This window comes from Streptomyces mabaensis (genome assembly GCF_053763515.1).
This window is the reverse complement of record NZ_JBSOPZ010000028.1, coordinates 82049-99626: the sequence shown is the minus strand read 5'-3', so window position 1 is coordinate 99626 and position 17578 is coordinate 82049. Positions and strand designations below refer to the sequence as shown.

The 17578-nt window shown below is 71.1% G+C and carries 17 protein-coding genes; 13 read left to right on the top strand and 4 right to left on the bottom strand.

The genetic code is table 11. The features are described from left to right. Positions 1 to 80: 80 nt before the first annotated feature. The 7 genes from ACWV17_RS23970 (at position 81) to ACWV17_RS23940 (ending at position 5829) form a co-directional block, all read left to right on the top strand. Positions 81 to 725 carry an HAD family hydrolase gene (locus ACWV17_RS23970; protein ID WP_455361329.1) on the top strand — a complete coding sequence of 215 codons (645 nt, stop codon included), beginning with the start codon at positions 81 to 83 and terminating at the stop codon, positions 723 to 725. A 78-nt stretch (positions 726 to 803) separates the two neighbouring features. After that, complete coding sequence (locus ACWV17_RS23965) at positions 804 to 1973, top strand: acetoin utilization protein AcuC (protein ID WP_455361328.1); 1170 nt, start codon at positions 804 to 806, stop codon at positions 1971 to 1973. A gap of 105 nt (positions 1974 to 2078) precedes the next feature. Next, entirely contained in the window at positions 2079 to 2894 is an 816-nt protein-coding gene (locus ACWV17_RS23960) for a phosphatase (protein ID WP_455352285.1), read from the top strand. Positions 2895 to 3023: 129 nt separating this feature from the next. Further along, entirely contained in the window at positions 3024 to 3233 is a 210-nt protein-coding gene (locus ACWV17_RS23955) for a helix-turn-helix domain-containing protein (RefSeq protein ID WP_008738568.1), read from the top strand. A 110-nt stretch (positions 3234 to 3343) separates the two neighbouring features. Further along, complete coding sequence (locus tag ACWV17_RS23950) at positions 3344 to 3442, top strand: 30S ribosomal protein bS22 (protein ID WP_003948845.1); 99 nt, start codon at positions 3344 to 3346, stop codon at positions 3440 to 3442. A gap of 171 nt (positions 3443 to 3613) precedes the next feature. Further along, complete coding sequence (locus ACWV17_RS23945) at positions 3614 to 4735, top strand: NAD-dependent epimerase/dehydratase family protein (RefSeq protein ID WP_455361327.1); 1122 nt, start codon at positions 3614 to 3616, stop codon at positions 4733 to 4735. Then, positions 4735 to 5829 carry a lysophospholipid acyltransferase family protein gene (locus ACWV17_RS23940; RefSeq protein WP_455361326.1) on the top strand — a complete coding sequence of 365 codons (1095 nt, stop codon included), beginning with the start codon at positions 4735 to 4737 and terminating at the stop codon, positions 5827 to 5829. Before ACWV17_RS23945 ends, ACWV17_RS23940 begins: the two co-directional genes overlap by 1 nt. Positions 5830 to 5916: 87 nt before the next feature. Here ACWV17_RS23940 and ACWV17_RS23935 read toward each other — a convergent pair whose 3' ends face one another. The 3 genes from ACWV17_RS23935 to ACWV17_RS23925 all read right to left on the bottom strand — a co-directional run bounded on the left by ACWV17_RS23935 (position 5917) and on the right by ACWV17_RS23925 (position 9356). After that, on the bottom strand, positions 5917 to 7098 hold the full coding sequence (locus tag ACWV17_RS23935) for a DUF5667 domain-containing protein (RefSeq protein ID WP_455361325.1): 1182 nt from the start codon (positions 7096 to 7098) through the stop codon (positions 5917 to 5919). 259 nt (positions 7099 to 7357) lie between these two features. Then, on the bottom strand, positions 7358 to 8146 hold the full coding sequence (locus ACWV17_RS23930) for an ECF subfamily RNA polymerase sigma factor, BldN family (protein ID WP_366076181.1): 789 nt from the start codon (positions 8144 to 8146) through the stop codon (positions 7358 to 7360). A 271-nt stretch (positions 8147 to 8417) separates the two neighbouring features. Continuing rightward, positions 8418 to 9356 carry an HAD family hydrolase gene (locus ACWV17_RS23925; RefSeq protein ID WP_455352289.1) on the bottom strand — a complete coding sequence of 313 codons (939 nt, stop codon included), beginning with the start codon at positions 9354 to 9356 and terminating at the stop codon, positions 8418 to 8420. A gap of 147 nt (positions 9357 to 9503) precedes the next feature. On the opposite strand from ACWV17_RS23925, the gene ACWV17_RS23920 reads away from it, so the two are divergent. The 6 genes from ACWV17_RS23920 to hemB all read left to right on the top strand — a co-directional run bounded on the left by ACWV17_RS23920 (position 9504) and on the right by hemB (position 16475). Further along, positions 9504 to 9779: a glutaredoxin family protein gene (locus ACWV17_RS23920; RefSeq protein ID WP_455352290.1), complete on the top strand. Its 276-nt coding sequence runs from the start codon at positions 9504 to 9506 to the stop codon at positions 9777 to 9779. 273 nt (positions 9780 to 10052) lie between these two features. Beyond that, positions 10053 to 10823 (top strand): redox-sensing transcriptional repressor Rex, encoded by a 771-nt coding sequence (locus ACWV17_RS23915; RefSeq protein WP_455352291.1) that lies wholly within the window; start codon positions 10053 to 10055, stop codon positions 10821 to 10823. Next, positions 10820 to 12748, top strand: coding sequence for a glutamyl-tRNA reductase (locus tag ACWV17_RS23910; protein WP_455361324.1), 1929 nt, complete (start codon positions 10820 to 10822; stop codon positions 12746 to 12748). The genes ACWV17_RS23915 and ACWV17_RS23910 overlap by 4 nt, the downstream gene beginning before the upstream one ends. Then, on the top strand, positions 12745 to 13704 hold the full coding sequence (hemC, locus tag ACWV17_RS23905) for a hydroxymethylbilane synthase (RefSeq protein ID WP_455361323.1): 960 nt from the start codon (positions 12745 to 12747) through the stop codon (positions 13702 to 13704). Before ACWV17_RS23910 ends, hemC begins: the two co-directional genes overlap by 4 nt. After that, positions 13701 to 15356 carry a uroporphyrinogen-III synthase gene (locus ACWV17_RS23900; protein ID WP_455361322.1) on the top strand — a complete coding sequence of 552 codons (1656 nt, stop codon included), beginning with the start codon at positions 13701 to 13703 and terminating at the stop codon, positions 15354 to 15356. Before hemC ends, ACWV17_RS23900 begins: the two co-directional genes overlap by 4 nt. Positions 15357 to 15485: 129 nt before the next feature. Then, entirely contained in the window at positions 15486 to 16475 is a 990-nt protein-coding gene (gene hemB, locus ACWV17_RS23895) for a porphobilinogen synthase (RefSeq protein WP_455361321.1), read from the top strand. A 75-nt stretch (positions 16476 to 16550) separates the two neighbouring features. Here the strand turns inward: hemB and ACWV17_RS23890 are convergent, their stop codons facing one another. Continuing rightward, complete coding sequence (locus tag ACWV17_RS23890) at positions 16551 to 17432, bottom strand: chitinase (RefSeq protein WP_455361333.1); 882 nt, start codon at positions 17430 to 17432, stop codon at positions 16551 to 16553. Between the last annotated feature and the right edge of the window lie 146 nt (positions 17433 to 17578).

Here is a 17578-nt window from a genome sequence, read left to right as displayed (position 1 = left end):
GTAGGACGCCGCCGAACAATCATTGTGGGAAAGCCCCGCACCGTCATGGTGCGGGGCTTTTCTGCGTTTAGGGTCAGCTCATGAGCTATGACCTGGTGATCTTCGACAATGACGGCGTCCTGGTGGACAGCGAGCCGATCTCCAACACCATCCTCGCCGGCTACCTCTCCGAGCTCGGGCACCCCACCACCTATGAGGAGTCGCTCCGGGACTACATGGGATCTGCCGTCCACCGGGTGCACGATCTTGTGCTCGACCGGACGGGGCGCCGGCTGCCCGACGACTTCGACGACACCCTCCACGCCCGCGTGTTCACCGCCTTCGAGCGTGAACTCAAGCCCGTCACCGGTGTCAGTGATGTTCTCGGCTGGCTCGTCGCCACCGGAGTGCCGTACTGCGTGGCCTCGTCCGGGACCCACGAGCGGATCGCCGTCGGACACCGGGCGGCCGGGCTCGGCGAGTGGTTCGAGCAGGAGTGGATCTTCAGCGCGGAGGATGTCGGGCGGGGCAAGCCGGAGCCGGACCTGTTCCTCCACGCGGCCGCACGGATGGGCGTACCGGCCGAGCGGTGTGTGGTCATCGAGGACAGCCCGCTGGGGGTGCAGGCCGCGCGGGCGGCCGGGATGGACGTGTACGGCTTCACTGCCATGATGTCCGCCGAGAAGCTGGCCGGTGCGACCGCGTTCTTCTCCGACATGGGCGAGCTGCCCCGACTGCTGGTGTGATCGCCTGTGATCGCCGACTGTTGGGGTGATCCCCCTGCCCACCCGTGCGGCGTCGAGCCCGCCCGATACGGTTGAGGGATGAACGGCCGCAACGTGTTGATGTGGGACGAGGCGCTGACGAAGTACGACTTCGGGCCTGGCCATCCGATGGATCCGGTGCGCCTCGCGCTCACCATGGGTCTGGTGCGGGCGTACGGTCTCGACGCGGCGATGGACGTCGTCGCGGCGAAGCCGGCCGGGGACTCGACGCTGCGGCTGGTCCACCGCGAGGACTACGTGAACGCGGTACGGGAGGTCTCGGCGGACCCGGGCGGGGCCGACGGGTCGTACGGGCTGGGGACGATGGACGACCCCGCCTTCGCCGGGATGCACGAGGCGTCGGCCCTGATCGCGGGCCAGTCGGTGGCCGGGGCCGAGGCGGTCTGGCGCGGTGAGGCCCTGCACGCGGTGAACTTCTCGGGCGGCCTGCACCACGCGATGCCGGGCAGTGCCGCCGGGTTCTGTGTCTACAACGACGCGGCGCTGGCCATCGCCCGGGCGTTGGAGCTGGGGGCCGAGCGGATCGCGTACGTGGACGTGGACGTGCACCACGGGGACGGGGTCCAGGCGGCGTTCTGGGACGATCCGCGCGTGCTGACCATCTCGATGCACGAGCATCCGCGGACGCTCTTCCCGCAGACCGGATGGCCGGAGGAGACCGGCGGGGCGTCCGCCGAGGGCGGCGCGGTGAATGTGGCGCTGCCGGCCGGCACCGGGGACGCCGGCTGGCTGCGGGCCTTCCACGCCGTCGTACCGGAGCTGCTGGCCGGCTTCCGGCCGCAGCTGCTCGTGACCCAGCACGGGGCGGACACGCACGTAGAGGACCCGCTGGCCCATCTGGCGGTCTCGCTGGACGCGCAGCGGGCCGTGCAGGAGGCCTGCCACGACCTGGCGCACGCGCACGCCGACGGGCGCTGGCTCGCCCTCGGCGGCGGCGGGTACGCGGTCGTGGACGTCGTGCCGCGGTCGTGGACGCACCTGGTGGGAATCGCCGCGCACCGGCCGGTCGAGCCGGGATCGGTGATCCCGTCCTCGTGGCGGGACGAAGTGTTCGCACGGACACGGCAGTTGGCGCCGAGCCGGATGACGGACGGCCGGACGCCCGAGTGGGCGGAGTGGGAAGCGGGCTACGATCCGGCGGACCGGCTGGACCAGGCGGTACTGGCGACGCGGCGGGCGGTGTTCCCGCTGCGCGGGCTGCTCCCGTAGCGGCTGCCTGCCGCTGACTGCCGCCGCCTGCGCGGATTACGCCAACAGTGCGGCGTATCCGGCCTTTTGGCACCTCGCGTCGCCGGGTGGGGCAGCATCGGCAGGGTGTTGAGCACCGGCGCGCTGCGAGCGCATCTGCTGGCCGCCCGGCTGGCCGGGCCCGTGGCCACCTCGAGGGAGGAGAGCCTGCGCAGTTATCGGCTCTTCGCGGCGCGCGACCCGCGGGTGCTGCTCGGCCTGGACCCCGAATGGGCGTGGGGCGAGCGCGATGTGATGGCGCTGATGGCGGACAAGTGCGGGGTGTCGGCGGATCCCGCCCACGTCAGCGGGCCCGACGTCATTGATCCGGAGCGGACCCTGGCGGCCCTGGACGCGTTCGGCGAGCGGTTGCGGGAGGTCGCGGCGCGGCGGGCTCCGGTGCTGCTCGGGACGGGGCATCCGCATCGGCTGCTCGGGTTCTACGCCGCGCTGGCAGACGCTCTCTCGGCGGCGGGATGTGCTGTTCTCACCCCCGCGCAGGGTTGCTCTGTCGACATAACGACCCGGTTCGGGGTACGCACGTACAACCTTGACTACGTACAGGGAGTCGCGCTGGTGCGCGAACCGGGTGCCCGGCGAGCCGGGAGTGAGACCGGCGCGCACACCCATTCGCCGCTCCCGGTTCGGGCCGCACTGGCCGGCCTGGCCGAGGGCCGCGGCCCGCTCCCCGAGCTCGTTGTCGGCGACCACGGCTGGGTCTGCGGGGCAGGTCAGCTGGGTATCGAGGCCATCGGGCTCGCGGACACGGACGATCCGGCGCTGTTCGTGGGAGAGGCGGAGGGGCGGGTGTCCGTCGCCGTTCCGCTTGATGACGCTGTGCGGTCCGATTACTACCGGCCGCTTACTCGCTATGTACTCAATCGAGCGTGTCTGTCACAGTAGGCGGCCGATCGCTGCTCCTCTTCCCCACTCGTATCACCCGCCCCTAGTCTGGGGAGTGAGCGAACAGCGACGAGGAGTCACCGGAAGGGGAAGCCGGTGCCCGTCGTTTGCGGAAGGTTCAGGTGTGTCATGGCTGCTGGCGAGAGGCCTCTCAGCGAGGTTCAGTTCCTGACCGTGGCGGAAGTCGCCTCGGTGATGCGCGTGTCCAAGATGACCGTGTACCGCTTGGTGCACAACGGCCATCTGCCCGCGATCCGGGTGGGGAGGTCCTTCCGAGTCCCGGAGAACGCTGTACACGAGTACCTCCGCGAGTCGTATGTGGGGGTGGAGTCCGCCTGACGGTGCACTCGGATTACGTCCCTCACTCGGTGGCGGGTAGGCTAGGCCGACGTAGGTCGTGTGGGCCCAGACGCCCCGCACCGAGTGAAGAGAAGTGAGCGAGGGTAGTCGTGGGCTCTGTTATCAAGAAGCGGCGCAAGCGGATGGCCAAGAAGAAGCACCGCAAGCTGCTCAAGCGCACCCGCGTTCAGCGTCGCAACAAGAAGTAAGCGGCGCTGTACGTGTCTCCGCAGCCCCTCCACCCATCCGGTGGAGGGGCTGCGGTGCGTATGCGGCCGTTTGTGGGAGCTGTCACTTCAGGCATCGAGTGGTCATCACAGCGCAACGTCCACCCGCTACGGTGACGACTACGGGATTCGGGTTGAGGGAAGGCGCTGATCTTGGGCAAGGTCGTGCTCGTGACCGGGGTGGCCCGGCAGCTCGGCGGCCGCTTCGTGCGGCGCATCCAGCGCGACCCCGAGGTGGACCGGGTGATCGGTGTGGACGCCGTCGAACCGGCGCATCATCTGGGGGGCGCCGATTTCATCCGGGCCGACATCCGGCAGCCGGCGATCGCGCGGGTGCTCGCGGAGCACGCCGTCGACACGGTCGTCCATCTGGATGTGACGGGCACTCCGCTGGGCAGTGGCGGGCGCACCACGGTCAAGGAGACCAACGTCATCGGCACCATGCAGCTGCTCGGTGCCTGCCAGAAGTCGCCGTCGGTCAAGCGCTTCGTGGTGAAGTCCAGTACGAGCGTGTACGGTTCCGCGCCGCGCGACCCGGCCGTCTTCACCGAGACCACCCCGCCCAAGTCGCTGCCCAGCGGCGGCTTCGCGAAGGACGCGGTGGAGGTCGAGGGGTACGTACGGGGCTTCGCGCGCCGCAGGCCCGATGTCGCGGTGTGCGTGCTGCGCTTCGCGAACATCCTGGGCCCGTGCGCGGACTCGCCGCTCGCCGAGTACTTCTCGCTGCCCGTCCTGCCGACGGTCTTCGGCTACGACCCGCGGCTGCAGTTCGTCCATGAGGACGACGTCATCGATGTGCTCAGGATCGCTTCGCACGAGGCCCGGCGCGGCACGCTGAACAGCGGCACGTTCAATGTGGCGGGAGACGGGGTACTGCTGCTGTCGCAGTGTTCGCGGCGGCTGGGGCGGCCGACCGTGCCGGTGTTCCTGCCGGCGGTCACGTGGGTCGGTTCCGCGCTTCGCACCGTGGGTGTCACGGACTTCTCCCCGGAGCAGATTCGTTTGCTCACCCACGGCAGGGTGGTCCGTACGACGCAGATGCGCGAGACGCTGGGGTTCGCGCCCAGGTTCACGACCCCGGAGACCTTCGCGGACTTCGCGCGGAGCCGCGGGCCGGGTCTGCTGCCGCCGGACTCCCTGGCGAGGGCGGTCGACCGGATGGCGGCGCTGCCCCTCGCGGGCGGTGGACGCGGGACCGGACCTGAACCAGTACGCGGGCCAGGACGCGGGCCAGGACAGCCGACGCAGAGCGCCGAAGAAGGAGCGCACCGATAATGGCGGACGCCAAGGTCATTCCGTTCGACGACGACCGCTCGCGCGGCAGTGCGGCCCGGCCGCCGCGGCGCCGGCCGGCGGGCCGTCGTAAACCGGAGCCCGCCGGCGTGCCCTCGGGTGTGCGCGAGGCGCCGGTGAGCGCCCTGCCGGCGCAGCACGACGCGGACCAGGACGGCGCAGGCCAGGACGGCGGGGCCGCGCCGACGGCCCTGCACGCGGACGCGACGGGCCGCTCCGCGGCGGACGGGGGCGGCGGTGGCTGGGACCGGCGGATCGCGGGCGGGCTGTCGTTCCTGCGGCGCCGGATCACCGGCGAGTACGAGGTCGACGAGTTCGGGTACGACAAGGACCTCACCGACCAGGTCCTGATGTCGATGGTCCGGCCGCTGTACGAGAAGTACTTCCGGGTCGAGGTGAAGGGCGTCGAGAACATCCCGTCGGAGGGCGGGGCGCTCATCGTCGCCAACCACTCCGGGACACTGCCGCTGGACGGGCTGATGCTTCAGGTCGCGGTGCACGATCACCACCCGGCCGGCCGTCATCTGCGGCTGCTGGCCGCCGATCTGGTCTTCATGCTGCCGGTGATAAACGAACTCGCGCGGAAGGCCGGGCACACGCTGGCGTGCACGGAGGACGCGGAGCGGCTGCTCGAGCGGGGCGAGGTCGTCGGGGTGATGCCGGAGGGCTTCAAGGGCATCGGAAAGCCGTTCAGCGAGCGCTACAAGCTCCAGCGCTTCGGCCGCGGCGGCTTCGTCTCCACGGCGCTGCGGGCGGGCACGCCGATCGTGCCGTGCTCGATCGTGGGCGCGGAGGAGATCTACCCGATGATCGGCAACGCGAAGACGCTGGCGCGGCTGCTGGGCTTCCCGTACTTCCCGATCACGCCGACGTTCCCGTGGCTCGGGCCGTTGGGGGCGGTGCCGTTGCCGACGAAGTGGACGATCCAGTTCGGCGAGCCGATAGCGACGGACGGGTATCCGCCGGAGGCGGCGGAGGACCCGATGCTGATGTTCAACCTGACGGACCAGGTCCGCGAGCAGATTCAGCACACGCTGTACAAGCTGCTGGTCCAGCGGAGGTCGGTGTTCTTCTGACCCGACACCCAGCGACGCACACCGACACACAAGAGTGCGGGACGCTCCCCCGGAGCGTCCCGCACTCTTGCTGTTCGCGGACGGGCCCTAGTTCGCGTCCTCGCTGTCGATGCCCAGGCCTCCGATCAGGCCCGGGAGGATCGGCGGGAGGGTGATGTCCGGTTCCGGGTCGCTGCTGCCGGCGGACGGGGTGGGGCTGGTGCCGCTCGACGGGGGGTCGAGCAGGCCGCTCGTACCGCCGCCGAGCAGGCCGTCCTCCTCGGTGCCGGAGCTGGAGGGCTGGGGCCGGTCGGTGTCGCCCGTCCGGCCGTCGTCCGAGGCCGTCGAGGAGGGCGCCGGGCGGTCCTTGTCGGCCTGACCCGAGCTGTGCGGACCGGAGCCCGGCTGCTCGGACGTGCGTCGCTGCTGCGGCGGGCGCGGCAGTCGCGAGCGCAGCGGAGCGACCTCGTCCTCTATGGCGTCGAAGACCGAGCTCACCTCGTCGCCCACGTCCGTGAGCTGCGCCGGCAGCCGGTCGCGGAGCTGGCTCCACGATGCCCGGTGGGACCGGGAGAACGAGGACAGCGTCTGGATGGGGCCCAGCGAGCCGTCCCGTTCGTACGCCTCGTGCAGCAGGCGATGACCCTCGGCCGCGTCGTGCCGCATCCCGGACAGGACGCGTCTGACCTCGCCCAGCGACTCGTGGTCGAGTTCGCCCGCGCGGTCCCGCTCCATGAGGCGGCGTGCCTCGTGGAGCCGGGTCGACGCCTGGTCGAGATAGATCTCGCCGCGGTCGGACTCGCCCTCGGCCATGCCGAGTTTGATGTCCTCCATGCCGCGCTTGAGTCCGTACAGCGAATCACCCGGCAGGGCGTCGGAACTGGCAGCGGCCACTCCGCTGAAGGCCCCCGCGGCCACACCGACGGTGAGTCCGCCCGCCGCGATGCCCTTCGACCAGCGGGAGCGCGGCCGCAGCTTGCGGAGCGGGGCCGCCCGGTGGGCGCCGCGGCCGGTCCGCTGTTCGGGCACCTGAGGGCCCGTGGACGCACCGCCCTCGGCGACCATGGCCTCCATGGCGGCAACGAGCTGTGCCCGCTGCACCACTTTGACCTCGGGGTCCAACTCCGGCCGCGGCAGCTCGCCCAGACCGTTCGCCAGGGCCAACAGGCGTACGTGCTCAGGTGGTTCGGGCTGCTCGGCCGCCGAGGCTGCGCTCTCCTCGAGGCTCTGATCCTCCAGGGCCCGGGCGAAGGCGTTCGCCCGCCGGTGCGCCGAAACTTGTCCGATCACTGGCGGCACCTCCTCTCGTCATGACGATCGACTCCCCGGGGGTTCCGGAAGGTTGCACACCTTGAGCACATCCACTCGATCGAGTGAGTGGCTGTGGGCATGGCGTGTCCACAGGGAGCCTGCATCCCGCACAACGAGCGGCGCGGCACTTGGGTTACGCAGGAAAGATGATCGGACCACAGCGTCATCGAAGCGTCACCGGGTGTGTATGGGAGTGGTGTCGAGCGGGCGTCGGGCGGGTACTGGGCAGGTGCCGGGGTCAGCGGGCGTCGTCCGGGAGGAGGCGGGCCAGGGTGCGGACCGCCCGGTACTGGAGGGTTTTGATCGCGCCCTCGTTCTTCCCCATCACCCGGGCCGTCTCGGCGACGGACAGGCCTTGCAGGAAGCGCAGGGTCACGCACTCCTGCTGCTGCGGATTGAGTTTCCGTACGGCTTCCAGCAGGGCCGCGTTGGAGAGGGCTTCGAGGACCGAGTCCTCCGGGCTGCGCTCGACCTCGTTCGCGTCGAGCATTTCACCGGTGGTGACTTCCAGGCGGAAGCGGCTGGACTTGAAGTGGTCCGCCACCAGGTTGCGGGCGATGGTCACCAGCCAGGCGCCGAAGTCGCGGCCCTGCCAGGTGAAGGTGGAGATGCGGCGCAGGGCGCGCAGGAACGTCTCACTCGTGAGGTCCTCGGCCGTCGCCTTGCCGCCGACGCGGTAGTAGATATAGCGGTAGACGGTGTCGCTGTACTGGTCGTACAGCCTGCCGAAGGCTTCGGCTTCGCCGGCCTGGGCGCGTTCGACCAGGTCCATCATGCGGGCGCTGTCACTGTCGGCGCTCGGGCGGCGGGCGGTGGATGTGCCGGTGCCGCCACGGCCGCGTCTGCCAACCGTCGCACCACCGTCGGCCAAGGCGTAGCAAGGACCGGCAGGGCCGATTGCGGCAGGGGCTGGCGTGGCAAATGCGGGGACGGCGTACGCGGTGGGGACGAAGCCGCGCAAGTGGTCGAGGACCGTTGCGCGCAGCGTAGCCAGGCCCGAGGCGTCAACCCCGACGTGTGGGTACACGGGACTCCCAGAGGCAGAGCTTCCAACACGTGCAGTGCGGGACCGTTGACACTCGGTCGCCATGGAGTGGCGAGGAATTGGCCCGTATGCGTCTGAGGAGAATAACGCTTCGTACAGGCAGTGCTACACCCAGTTGCTCAAATCATCGATTACGTCGCTTCTGTTACTGATCGAGGGCGCAACGAGTCGCAGATCGTGACCGGTTGTTGATCGGTTCGGTTCGCGATCTGTCTGCTTCAGGGGTGTGTTGTGGCCGAGTGCAAGCGGCGTGCTAACGGCGGCGGCGCTGCATGGCGAGCGCGGCGGCCGTGCCGCCCGCCAGGGCGCCCACGCCGGCGGCGGCCGGGATGCCGACCTTGGCGGCCTTGCGGCCGGTGCGGTAGTCGCGCAGCCGCCATTCGCGGTCCCGGGCATGCTTGCGCAGTTTCGTGTCCGGGTTGATCGCGTACGGATGCCCGACGAGCGACAGCATCGGGATGTCGTTGTGCGAATCGCTGTACGCGGCGCAGCGGGAGAGGTCCAGGCCCTCCGCCATGGCCAGCGCGCGGACGGCCTCGGCCTTCGCCGGGCCGTGCAGCGGCTCGCCCACCAGCTTGCCGGTATAGACGCCGTCCATGGACTCGGCGACCGTGCCCAGCGCGCCGGTCAGGCCGAGGCGGCGGGCGATGATCGTCGCGGTCTCCACCGGGGCGGCGGTGACCAGCCAGACCTTCTGGCCCGCGTCCAAGTGCGCCTGGGCGAGGGCGCGGGTGCCCGGCCAGATGCGCTCGGCCATGTACTCGTCGTAGATCTCCTCGCCGATGGTCATCAGTTCGGAGACGCGGTGGCCCTTCACGATGGACAGGGCGCTCTCGCGCGCGTCCTGCATGTGCTCGGGGTCCTCGACGCCGGCGAGCCTGAACCAGGCCTGCTGCCAGGCGAACCGGGCCAGTTCGCGGCGCTGGAAGAACTTCCGCTTGTACAGCCCGCGACCGAAGTGGAAGATCGCGGCGCCCTGCATCACGGTGTTGTCGAGGTCGAAGAAGGCGGCGGCCCGGTCGTCCCCGAGGACGGGGAAATCGGGTGCGGCGGCGTCGCCGGCCGGCGCCGGCGTGCTCGCGTCGATCTCCTGCTCGGACTTGCGCGCCGCCTCGGCGGCGGCCTCGCCTGCCAGCACGCTCCGTGCTGTCGCGGAGCGCCTGCGGGGGGTGAGCCATCCCAGTGCGGCCATGGCCGTGAGCATAGCCATTCTGTTCGGTACTTCCCGCCTCACGAGGGTGCGTTGGCGTGAACAGTGCGCGGCGGGCCTGTTAAAGGGACCGATCGGACGCTGCCGGCCGGAGCCGGCCGGGGCCCGGGCGGGTTGAGAATGGAGGGCATGAGTCCCCTGTTGCGGCGTTCGGGCAAGAAGCCCGGTGAGCGTCTGGTCACACTCGTCGGCAAGCCCGGCTGTCACCTCTGCGACGACGCGCGGGAGGTGGTCTCCCGGGTGTGCGGGGAGGCCGGCACGCCGTGGGAGGAGAAGGACATCACCCAGGACGAGGAGCTGAACCGCTTGTACTGGGAACAGATTCCGGTTGTCCTCGTGGACGGGGAGCAGCACACGTTCTGGCGGGTGGACGCGGACCGGCTCCGCCGCGCACTGGGGGCCTGACCCGTAATCGGGCTACCATCGTGGGCGATTTGGGCGGTCTCGGGGGTGTAGTCGTGAGGAGTGTGTACGGTTTTGCGCCCTTCGGGTCTTCAACGGGTGTGCCACGCCCGTAGTTCCAAGATCAGGCCTCCGGGCCGCGTGACCCCGGTCACTTTGCACGGACAAAACGGACACCATCTTTGTGCACGCGTTCACAAAGACATAGCCTGGCCTCGACGGGGCGGTCCTGGGACAAGCGGCCGCCTGCAGCCCCGCTCATCCCGCAGGAGCACCGTGGCAACTGGCCGAACACACCGACCGGCGACCCGCAGCCGAGGAATCCCCGAGGCCACTGTCGCCAGGCTTCCGCTGTATCTGCGCGCCCTGACCGCGCTGTCCGAGCGCTCGGTCCCCACGGTCTCCTCCGAGGAGCTCGCGGCCGCCGCGGGCGTCAACTCGGCGAAGCTGCGCAAGGACTTCTCGTACCTCGGTTCGTACGGGACCCGTGGCGTGGGCTACGACGTTGAGTACCTCGTCTACCAGATCTCCCGTGAGCTCGGGCTGACGCAGGACTGGCCGGTCGTCATCGTCGGCATCGGTAACCTGGGCGCCGCGCTCGCCAACTACGGCGGGTTCGCCTCCCGAGGCTTCCGGGTCGCCGCGCTGATCGACGCCGACCCCGCGATGGCGGGCAAGCCGGTCGCCGGGATGCCCGTGCAGCACACCGACGAACTCGAGAAGATCATCAGCGACAACGGCGTGTCCATCGGTGTCATCTCGACGCCCGCCGGCGCCGCGCAGCAGGTGTGCGAGCGGCTGATCGCGGCTGGTGTCACCTCCATCCTGAACTTCGCGCCCACCGTGCTGTCCGTGCCGGACGGGGTGGACGTGCGCAAGGTCGACCTCTCCATCGAGCTGCAGATCCTCGCCTTCCACGAGCAGCGCAAGGCCGGCGAGGAGGCCGCCGCGGAGGCGGCCGGCGTCGCGCCGCCCTCAGTGCGGAGCGCTTCGGCCGCGGGCCGGAAGGGACCCGACGGGGACGTCCCCGCCGTGATGCCGGCATGAGCCTCCTGGTCGTAGGACTCAGTCACCGCAGCGCACCGGTGAGCGTGCTGGAGCGGGCTTCGCTGGCCGCCGACGCGCAGGCCAAGCTGCTTCAGGACACGCTGGCCGCCGAGCCGGCCACCGAGGCGGCGGTGCTCGCGACGTGCAACCGCATCGAGCTGTACGCCGACGTGGACAAGTTCCACGCGGGCGTCGCCGAGCTGTCCACGCTGCTCGCGCAGCACAGCGGGGTCGGGCTGGAAGAGCTCACTCCTTATCTCTACGTGCACTACGAGGACCGGGCCGTCCACCACCTCTTCTCGGTGGCGTGCGGGCTGGACTCGATGGTGGTCGGCGAGGGCCAGATCCTCGGCCAGATCAAGGACGCGCTCGCGCTGGGGCAGGAGCTCCACACCGCCGACCGGCTGCTGAACGACCTGTTCCAGCAGGCGCTGCGGGTCGGCAAGCGGGCGCACTCCGAGACCGGTATCGACCGCGCCGGGCAGTCGCTCGTCACCTTCGGGCTCGAACAGCTCGCGGTGGGCACCGGCAGCGAGGTCGCGGGCTGGGCCCGCGGCAAGCGCGCGCTGGTCATCGGCGCGGGCTCGATGTCGTCGCTGGCCGCGGCGACGCTGGCGCGGGCCGGGGTGGCGGAGGTCGTCGTCGCGAACCGGACGCCGGAGCGGGCCGAGCGGCTCGCGACCCTGCTGACGGAGCAGAGCGGTACCGGGGTGGCGGCGCGCGCGGTGGCGATGGACGCCGTCGCTGACGAACTGACACGAGTCGACGTCGCGATCTCCTGCACGGGCGCGACGAGCCTGGTGCTGACCGCTGCCGCGGTACGTACGGCCCTGGGGCTGGAGCCGGAGCCGGCGCCGCACGACCACCCGGTGTCCCCGGCCGAGCCGGCCGACGGCTCGGCCCCGGCCGGTGCGAGCGCGGCCGCCGATGAGCTTCGGCTGCCCGACGACGCGCTCGTCGCGCGCCTCGCGGCCGCCGCCGCGGCACGGCACGGCCGGATCGCCGAAGCGCCGGGCGGCGCCGGCTGGGCGCCCAGCGCCGGTGCCGGTGCGCCGGGCGGCGCGTTCGGGGGCCCCGGCGGGCGGGGTTCCGCCGCCGGTGGCGGCGACCGGTACGCCGGTGCGGACAGTGCGTCCGTCGGGCAGGACTTCGGTGGTGACGGCCGGCCGGACGGCGACGCCGGGTGTCCCGTCGGGTTGGACGACATGCACCCCGGCGCCGACAGTGAGGCCCTCGTGGCCGGGCTCGCCGAGCGGGCCGCGCTGATCGCCGACGCGCCGCGGGCCGGTGCCGGTGCAGGTACCGACGCCGACTCCATGGAACTGCACGGCGCATGGGCCGACCGGGGCACGACCGACCGCCGGATCGTGTCCGGTACGGCGGCACGCCGGGCGGGCCACGGGGTTCCCGTACGGCTCGCGCTGCTCGACCTCGCCATGCCGCGCGACATCGACGCCGCCGTGCACCGCATCCCCGGGGTACGGCTGGTCGACATCGAGTCGCTCGCCGAGGCGTCCGCGGACGCCCCGATGGCGGCCGACGTCGACCAGGTGCGGACGATAGTGGCCGACGAGGTCGCCGCCTTCGGCGCCGCTCAGCGTGCCGCGCACATCACCCCCACCGTGGTCGCGCTGCGCACCATGGCCGCCGACGTGGTCGCGAACGAGGTCGCGCGGCTCGAGGGGCGGCTGCCGGGACTGGACGACAAGGAGCGCGCGGAGATCACCCAGACCGTGCGCCGGGTCGTCGACAAGCTCCTGCACGCGCCCACCGTGCGGGTCAAGCAGCTCGCGAGCGAGCCCGGCGGCGCCGGGTACGCGGACGCGCTGCGTGAACTCTTCGATCTCGACCCGCTGGCGGTCGCCGCCGTCAGCCGGGCCGACCTGAACGACGTGGACGTCAAGAACCGAGGGCGGGCATCATGACCCAAGCCGCTTTGAAGCTGGGAACCAGGCGCAGCAAGCTCGCCATGGCCCAGTCCGGGCATGTCGCCGAGGCGGTGCGCCGGATCACCGGGCGTCCCGTCGAGCTGGTGGAGATCACCACGTTCGGCGACACCTCCCGCGAGCATCTCACGCAGATCGGCGGGACCGGTGTGTTCGTCACCGCCCTGCGCGACGCGCTGGTCAGGGGCGATGTCGATTTCGCCGTGCACTCGCTGAAGGATCTGCCGACCGCGCAGCCGGACGACCTGGTGCTGGCCGCGATCCCGCGCCGCGAGGACCCCCGCGATGTGCTGGTCGCCCGCGACGGGCTGACGTTCGAGCAGCTGCCGGCGGGCGCGAAGGTCGGCACCGGTTCGCCGCGGCGGATGGCGCAGCTCAACGCGTACGCCCGCTCGCACGGCATGCGCATCGAGACCGTGCCGATCCGCGGCAACATCGACACGCGCATCGGGTACGTGCGGAACGGGGAACTGGACGCGGTGGTTCTCGCCGCGGCCGGCCTCAACCGCATCGGCAGGACCGACGAGGTCACCGAGTTCCTCTCGGTCGACTCCGTCCTGCCCGCCCCCGGCCAAGGAGCCCTGGCGGTCGAGTGCACTGCGGCCAACGCAGACCTCGCCGCCGCGCTCGGAGAGCTCGACGACCCGTTCACCCGGGCCGCCGTGACCGCCGAGCGAGCCCTGCTCGCCGCCCTGGAGGCCGGCTGCAGCGCACCTGTGGGTGCGCTCGCCGACCTGCTGGCCGACGGACAGGTTGTCACCGAAATGCGCCTGCGCGGCGTCGTCGGCACGACCGACGGCTCCACGCTGGTGCAGCTGTCCACCACCGGTCCCGTACCCACGTCGCACGGCGACGCCCTCGCGCTCGGTCGCGAACTCGCGTCCGAGATGCTCGCCAAGGGTGCGGCCGGTCTTATGGGGGAGCGAGCACTTTGAGCCCCACCACCGCCAACCCTGCCTTCCCCGCATCCGGGCACGTCACCTTCCTCGGTGCCGGACCCGGAGATCCGGGACTGCTCACGCTGCGCGCCGTCGAGGCGCTCGCGAGTGCGGACGTACTGGTCGCCGAGCCGCATGTGCTCGACGTGGTGCGTACGCATGCGCGGGCGGGAGTCGACACGCATCAGCTGACGGTCGCTGACGAGGCGTCAGTAGCCGCCGGAGTCCCGGTGATCCGGGACGCCGCCAATCTTGTCATGGAGGCTGCGCGCAGCGGCAGGCGGGTCGTCCGTGCGGTTGCGGGCGACCCCGGTCTGGACGCCAACGCGGGTGACGAGATGCTCGCCTGCGCCGCCGAGGGCATCCCGTTCGAGGTCGTGCCCGGTGTCGCAACCGCGGTGGGCGTGCCCGCGTACGCCGGTGTGCCGCTGCGTGACGCGCACGGCGCGGACGTCCGGTTCGTCGATGCCCGTACGGCTTCCCAGCGCTGCTGGACCGAGGTCGGCGCCAGCGACGCGACAGCCGTGGTCTCGACGACGCTGGAGACGGTCGCCGCGGCCGCGGGCGAACTGGTCGCGGCCGGCCGCAAGCCGGACACCCCGATGACCGTCACCGTCGCCGGCACCACCACGCGCCAGCGGACGTGGAACGCGACGCTGGGAACAGTGGCGCAGGTCCTGAAGCAGGCGAAGGTGCTGCCGTCGCCCGAGGGCCACCAGCCCGTCATAGCCGTGGTCGGCGAGCGCAGTGCTGCCGCCCAGCGCGACCAGCTGTCGTGGTTCGAGTCGAAGCCGCTCTTCGGGTGGCGGGTGCTCGTGCCGCGTACGAAGGAGCAGGCGGCCTCGCTCTCCGACCAGCTCACGTCGTACGGCGCGGTGCCGCACGAGGTCCCGACGATCGCCGTCGAACCGCCGCGCACGCCCCAGCAGATGGAGCGCGCGGTCAAGGGCCTGGTCACCGGCCGCTACGAGTGGATCGCCTTCACCTCGGTCAACGCCGTGAAGGCCGTCCGGGAGAAGTTCGAGGAGTACGGGCTCGACGCCCGCGCCTTCGCGGGCATCAAGGTGGCCGCGGTGGGCGAGCAGACCGCCCGGTCGCTGATCGAGTTCGGCGTGAAGCCGGACCTGGTGCCCAGCGGTGAGCAGTCCGCGGCCGGACTGCTGGAGGACTGGCCGCCGTACGACCCGGTCTTCGACCCGATCGACCGCGTCTTCCTGCCGCGTGCCGACATCGCCACCGAGACGCTGGTGGCCGGGCTGATCGAGCTCGGCTGGGAGGTCGACGACGTGACGGCCTACCGGACCGTGCGGGCCTCGCCGCCGCCGGCCGACACCCGCGAGGCGATCAAGGGCGGCGGCTTCGACGCCGTGCTCTTCACGTCTTCGAGTACGGTCCGCAACCTCGTCGGGATCGCGGGCAAGCCGCACAACGTCACGGTGATCGCCTGCATCGGGCCCGCCACGGCCAAGACGGCCGAGGAGCACGGGCTGCGCGTGGACGTACTCTCGCCGGAGCCGTCGGTGCACAGGCTGGCCGAGGCGCTCGCCGAGTTCGGCGCGCAGCGCCGCGCGGCGGCGAAGGAGGCGGGCGAGCCGGTCACCCGGCCGAGCGAGCGCCGCCCGGGAGCCCGACGCCGGCGCACCACCTGACGCTGTCGGGGGCATGTGTCTCCGGGGCGGGTGGGGTTCATTCCCTGCCCGCCCTCCGGCGTCCCGGGGCTCTGCCCCTCCGACGCCCTGTCGGTAATTGCCCGGTCCGGACGGGCGTAGCGTGGCCGTATGACTGTGTACGGATCCTTCCCCGGCGCGCGGCCGCGGCGGCTGCGGACCACCCCGGCCATGCGGCGCATGGTCGCCGAGACCCGGCTGCATCCGGCCGATCTGATTCTTCCCGCGTTCGTGCGTGAGGGGATCAGCGAGCCCGTTCCGATTTCCGCGATGCCGGGCGTCGTCCAGCACACGCGGGACACGCTGCGAAAGGCCGCCGTCGAGGCCCGTGAGGCCGGTGTCGGCGGGATCATGCTGTTCGGCGTGCCGGAGGACGAGAAGAAGGACGGGGCCGGCACGGCGGGTACCGACCCGGACGGCATCCTCCAGGTCGCGATCCGCGATGTCCGCGCCGAGGTGGGTGACGACCTCGTCATCATGTCGGACCTGTGCCTGGACGAGTACACCGATCACGGCCACTGCGGCGTACTGGACGCCGACGGCCGGGTCGACAACGACGCGACGCTGGAGCGGTACGCCGAGATGGCGCAGGTCCAGGCCGACGCGGGCGTCCACGTGGTGGGCCCGAGCGGCATGATGGACGGTCAGGTCGGGGTCATCCGCGACGCGCTGGACCAGACCGGGCACGAGGACGTGGCCGTGCTCGCGTACACCGCGAAGTACTCCTCGGCCTTCTACGGGCCCTTCCGGGAGGCCGTCGGCTCGTCGCTCACGGGCGACCGCAAGACGTACCAGCAGGACCCGGCGAACGCCCGGGAGTCGCTGCGGGAGCTGGCGCTCGACCTCGAAGAGGGCGCCGACATGGTGATGGTCAAGCCGGCCGGCCCGTACCTGGACATCGTGTACCGGGTGGCGGAGTCGGTGGACGTGCCGGTGGCCGCGTACCAGATCTCCGGCGAGTACGCGATGATCGAGGCGGCGGCGGAGAAGGGCTGGATCGACCGGGACAAGGCGATCCTGGAGTCCCTGACCGGGATCAGGCGCGCGGGCGCGAGCATGATCCTGACGTACTGGGCGACGGAGGTCGCGCGCGGGCTGTGAGGCTGTGAGAGCTGTGCATGGAAGCGGGCCACCGGGTCGGTGGCCCGCTTTTCGCATGCGGTCGGGTGGGGGGCGTCAGCAGTACAGGTTGCTGCCGGGGGCGACGCCGAGGATCTGGACGAACTGCTGGTACTTGGTGACCCGGCTCTGCACCTGGCCGGGGTTGCCGCCGTTGCACTCCAGGCTGCCGTTGATGCTGCGGATGGTCTCGCCGAAGCCACGGCTGTTGACCATGGCGTGGTGCGGGGTCATCGTGCCGGGGCCGGTCTGGGTGTTCCAGTACCAGAGGCCGGTCTTCCAGGCGACCGCGGCGTTGTTCTGTACGAGCCAGGGGTTGCCCAGCAGGTCGAGGCCGAGCGCGTCGCCCGCGGCCTTGTAGTTGAAGTTCCAGCTGAGCTGGATCGGTCCGCGGCCGTAGTACGCGGCCTGGCCGGCCGGGCAGCCGTACGGGCGGCCCCAGTCGCAGTAGTGCGGGTAGTTGGCGGTGTTCTGCTCGACGATGTGGACCAGGCCGCCGGTCTCGTGGCTGACGTTGGCGAGGAAGGCCGCGGCCTCCTGCTTCCTGACGGTGTCGCTGCCGGTGTTGGCGAAGCCCGGGTAGGCGCTGAGTGCGGCGGTCAGGCCGCTGTACGTGTAGAAGGAGTTCCGGTTCGGGAACATCTGGTTGAACTGGGTCTCGCTGACGACGAAGCCGGAGGGGTTCGGGGTGGTGCCGCCCTCGCAGGTGTACGGGTCCCAGTACCAGGTGCTGATGGTCGGGTCGTAGCCCGGGTTGTCGTGCTCGGCGACGTAGAACCTGCCGTCGCTGTATTTGACAACGTTGCCAGCGATGTAGGACCTGCCCTGCACCCAGGTGGGGGCGGTGTCGCAGACGCCGGCGGCGGAAGCGGCCGAGGCGGGCAGGAGGGTCGCCGCCAGTCCGCTTCCGGCGAGGATCGCGACGAGCAGCGCGACCATGCGATGTTTCAGCGCTCGGTGTTTCGGCACTCGATGACTCCTTTGCGCGGCAACGGCCGCACCCGGAGGCGGCGTTGCGTCCGGGCGGGGCCGCGGTGGGGGGTTGCGCGGAACACTCAAGCGCTTTGGTATGTACCAGTCAAGGG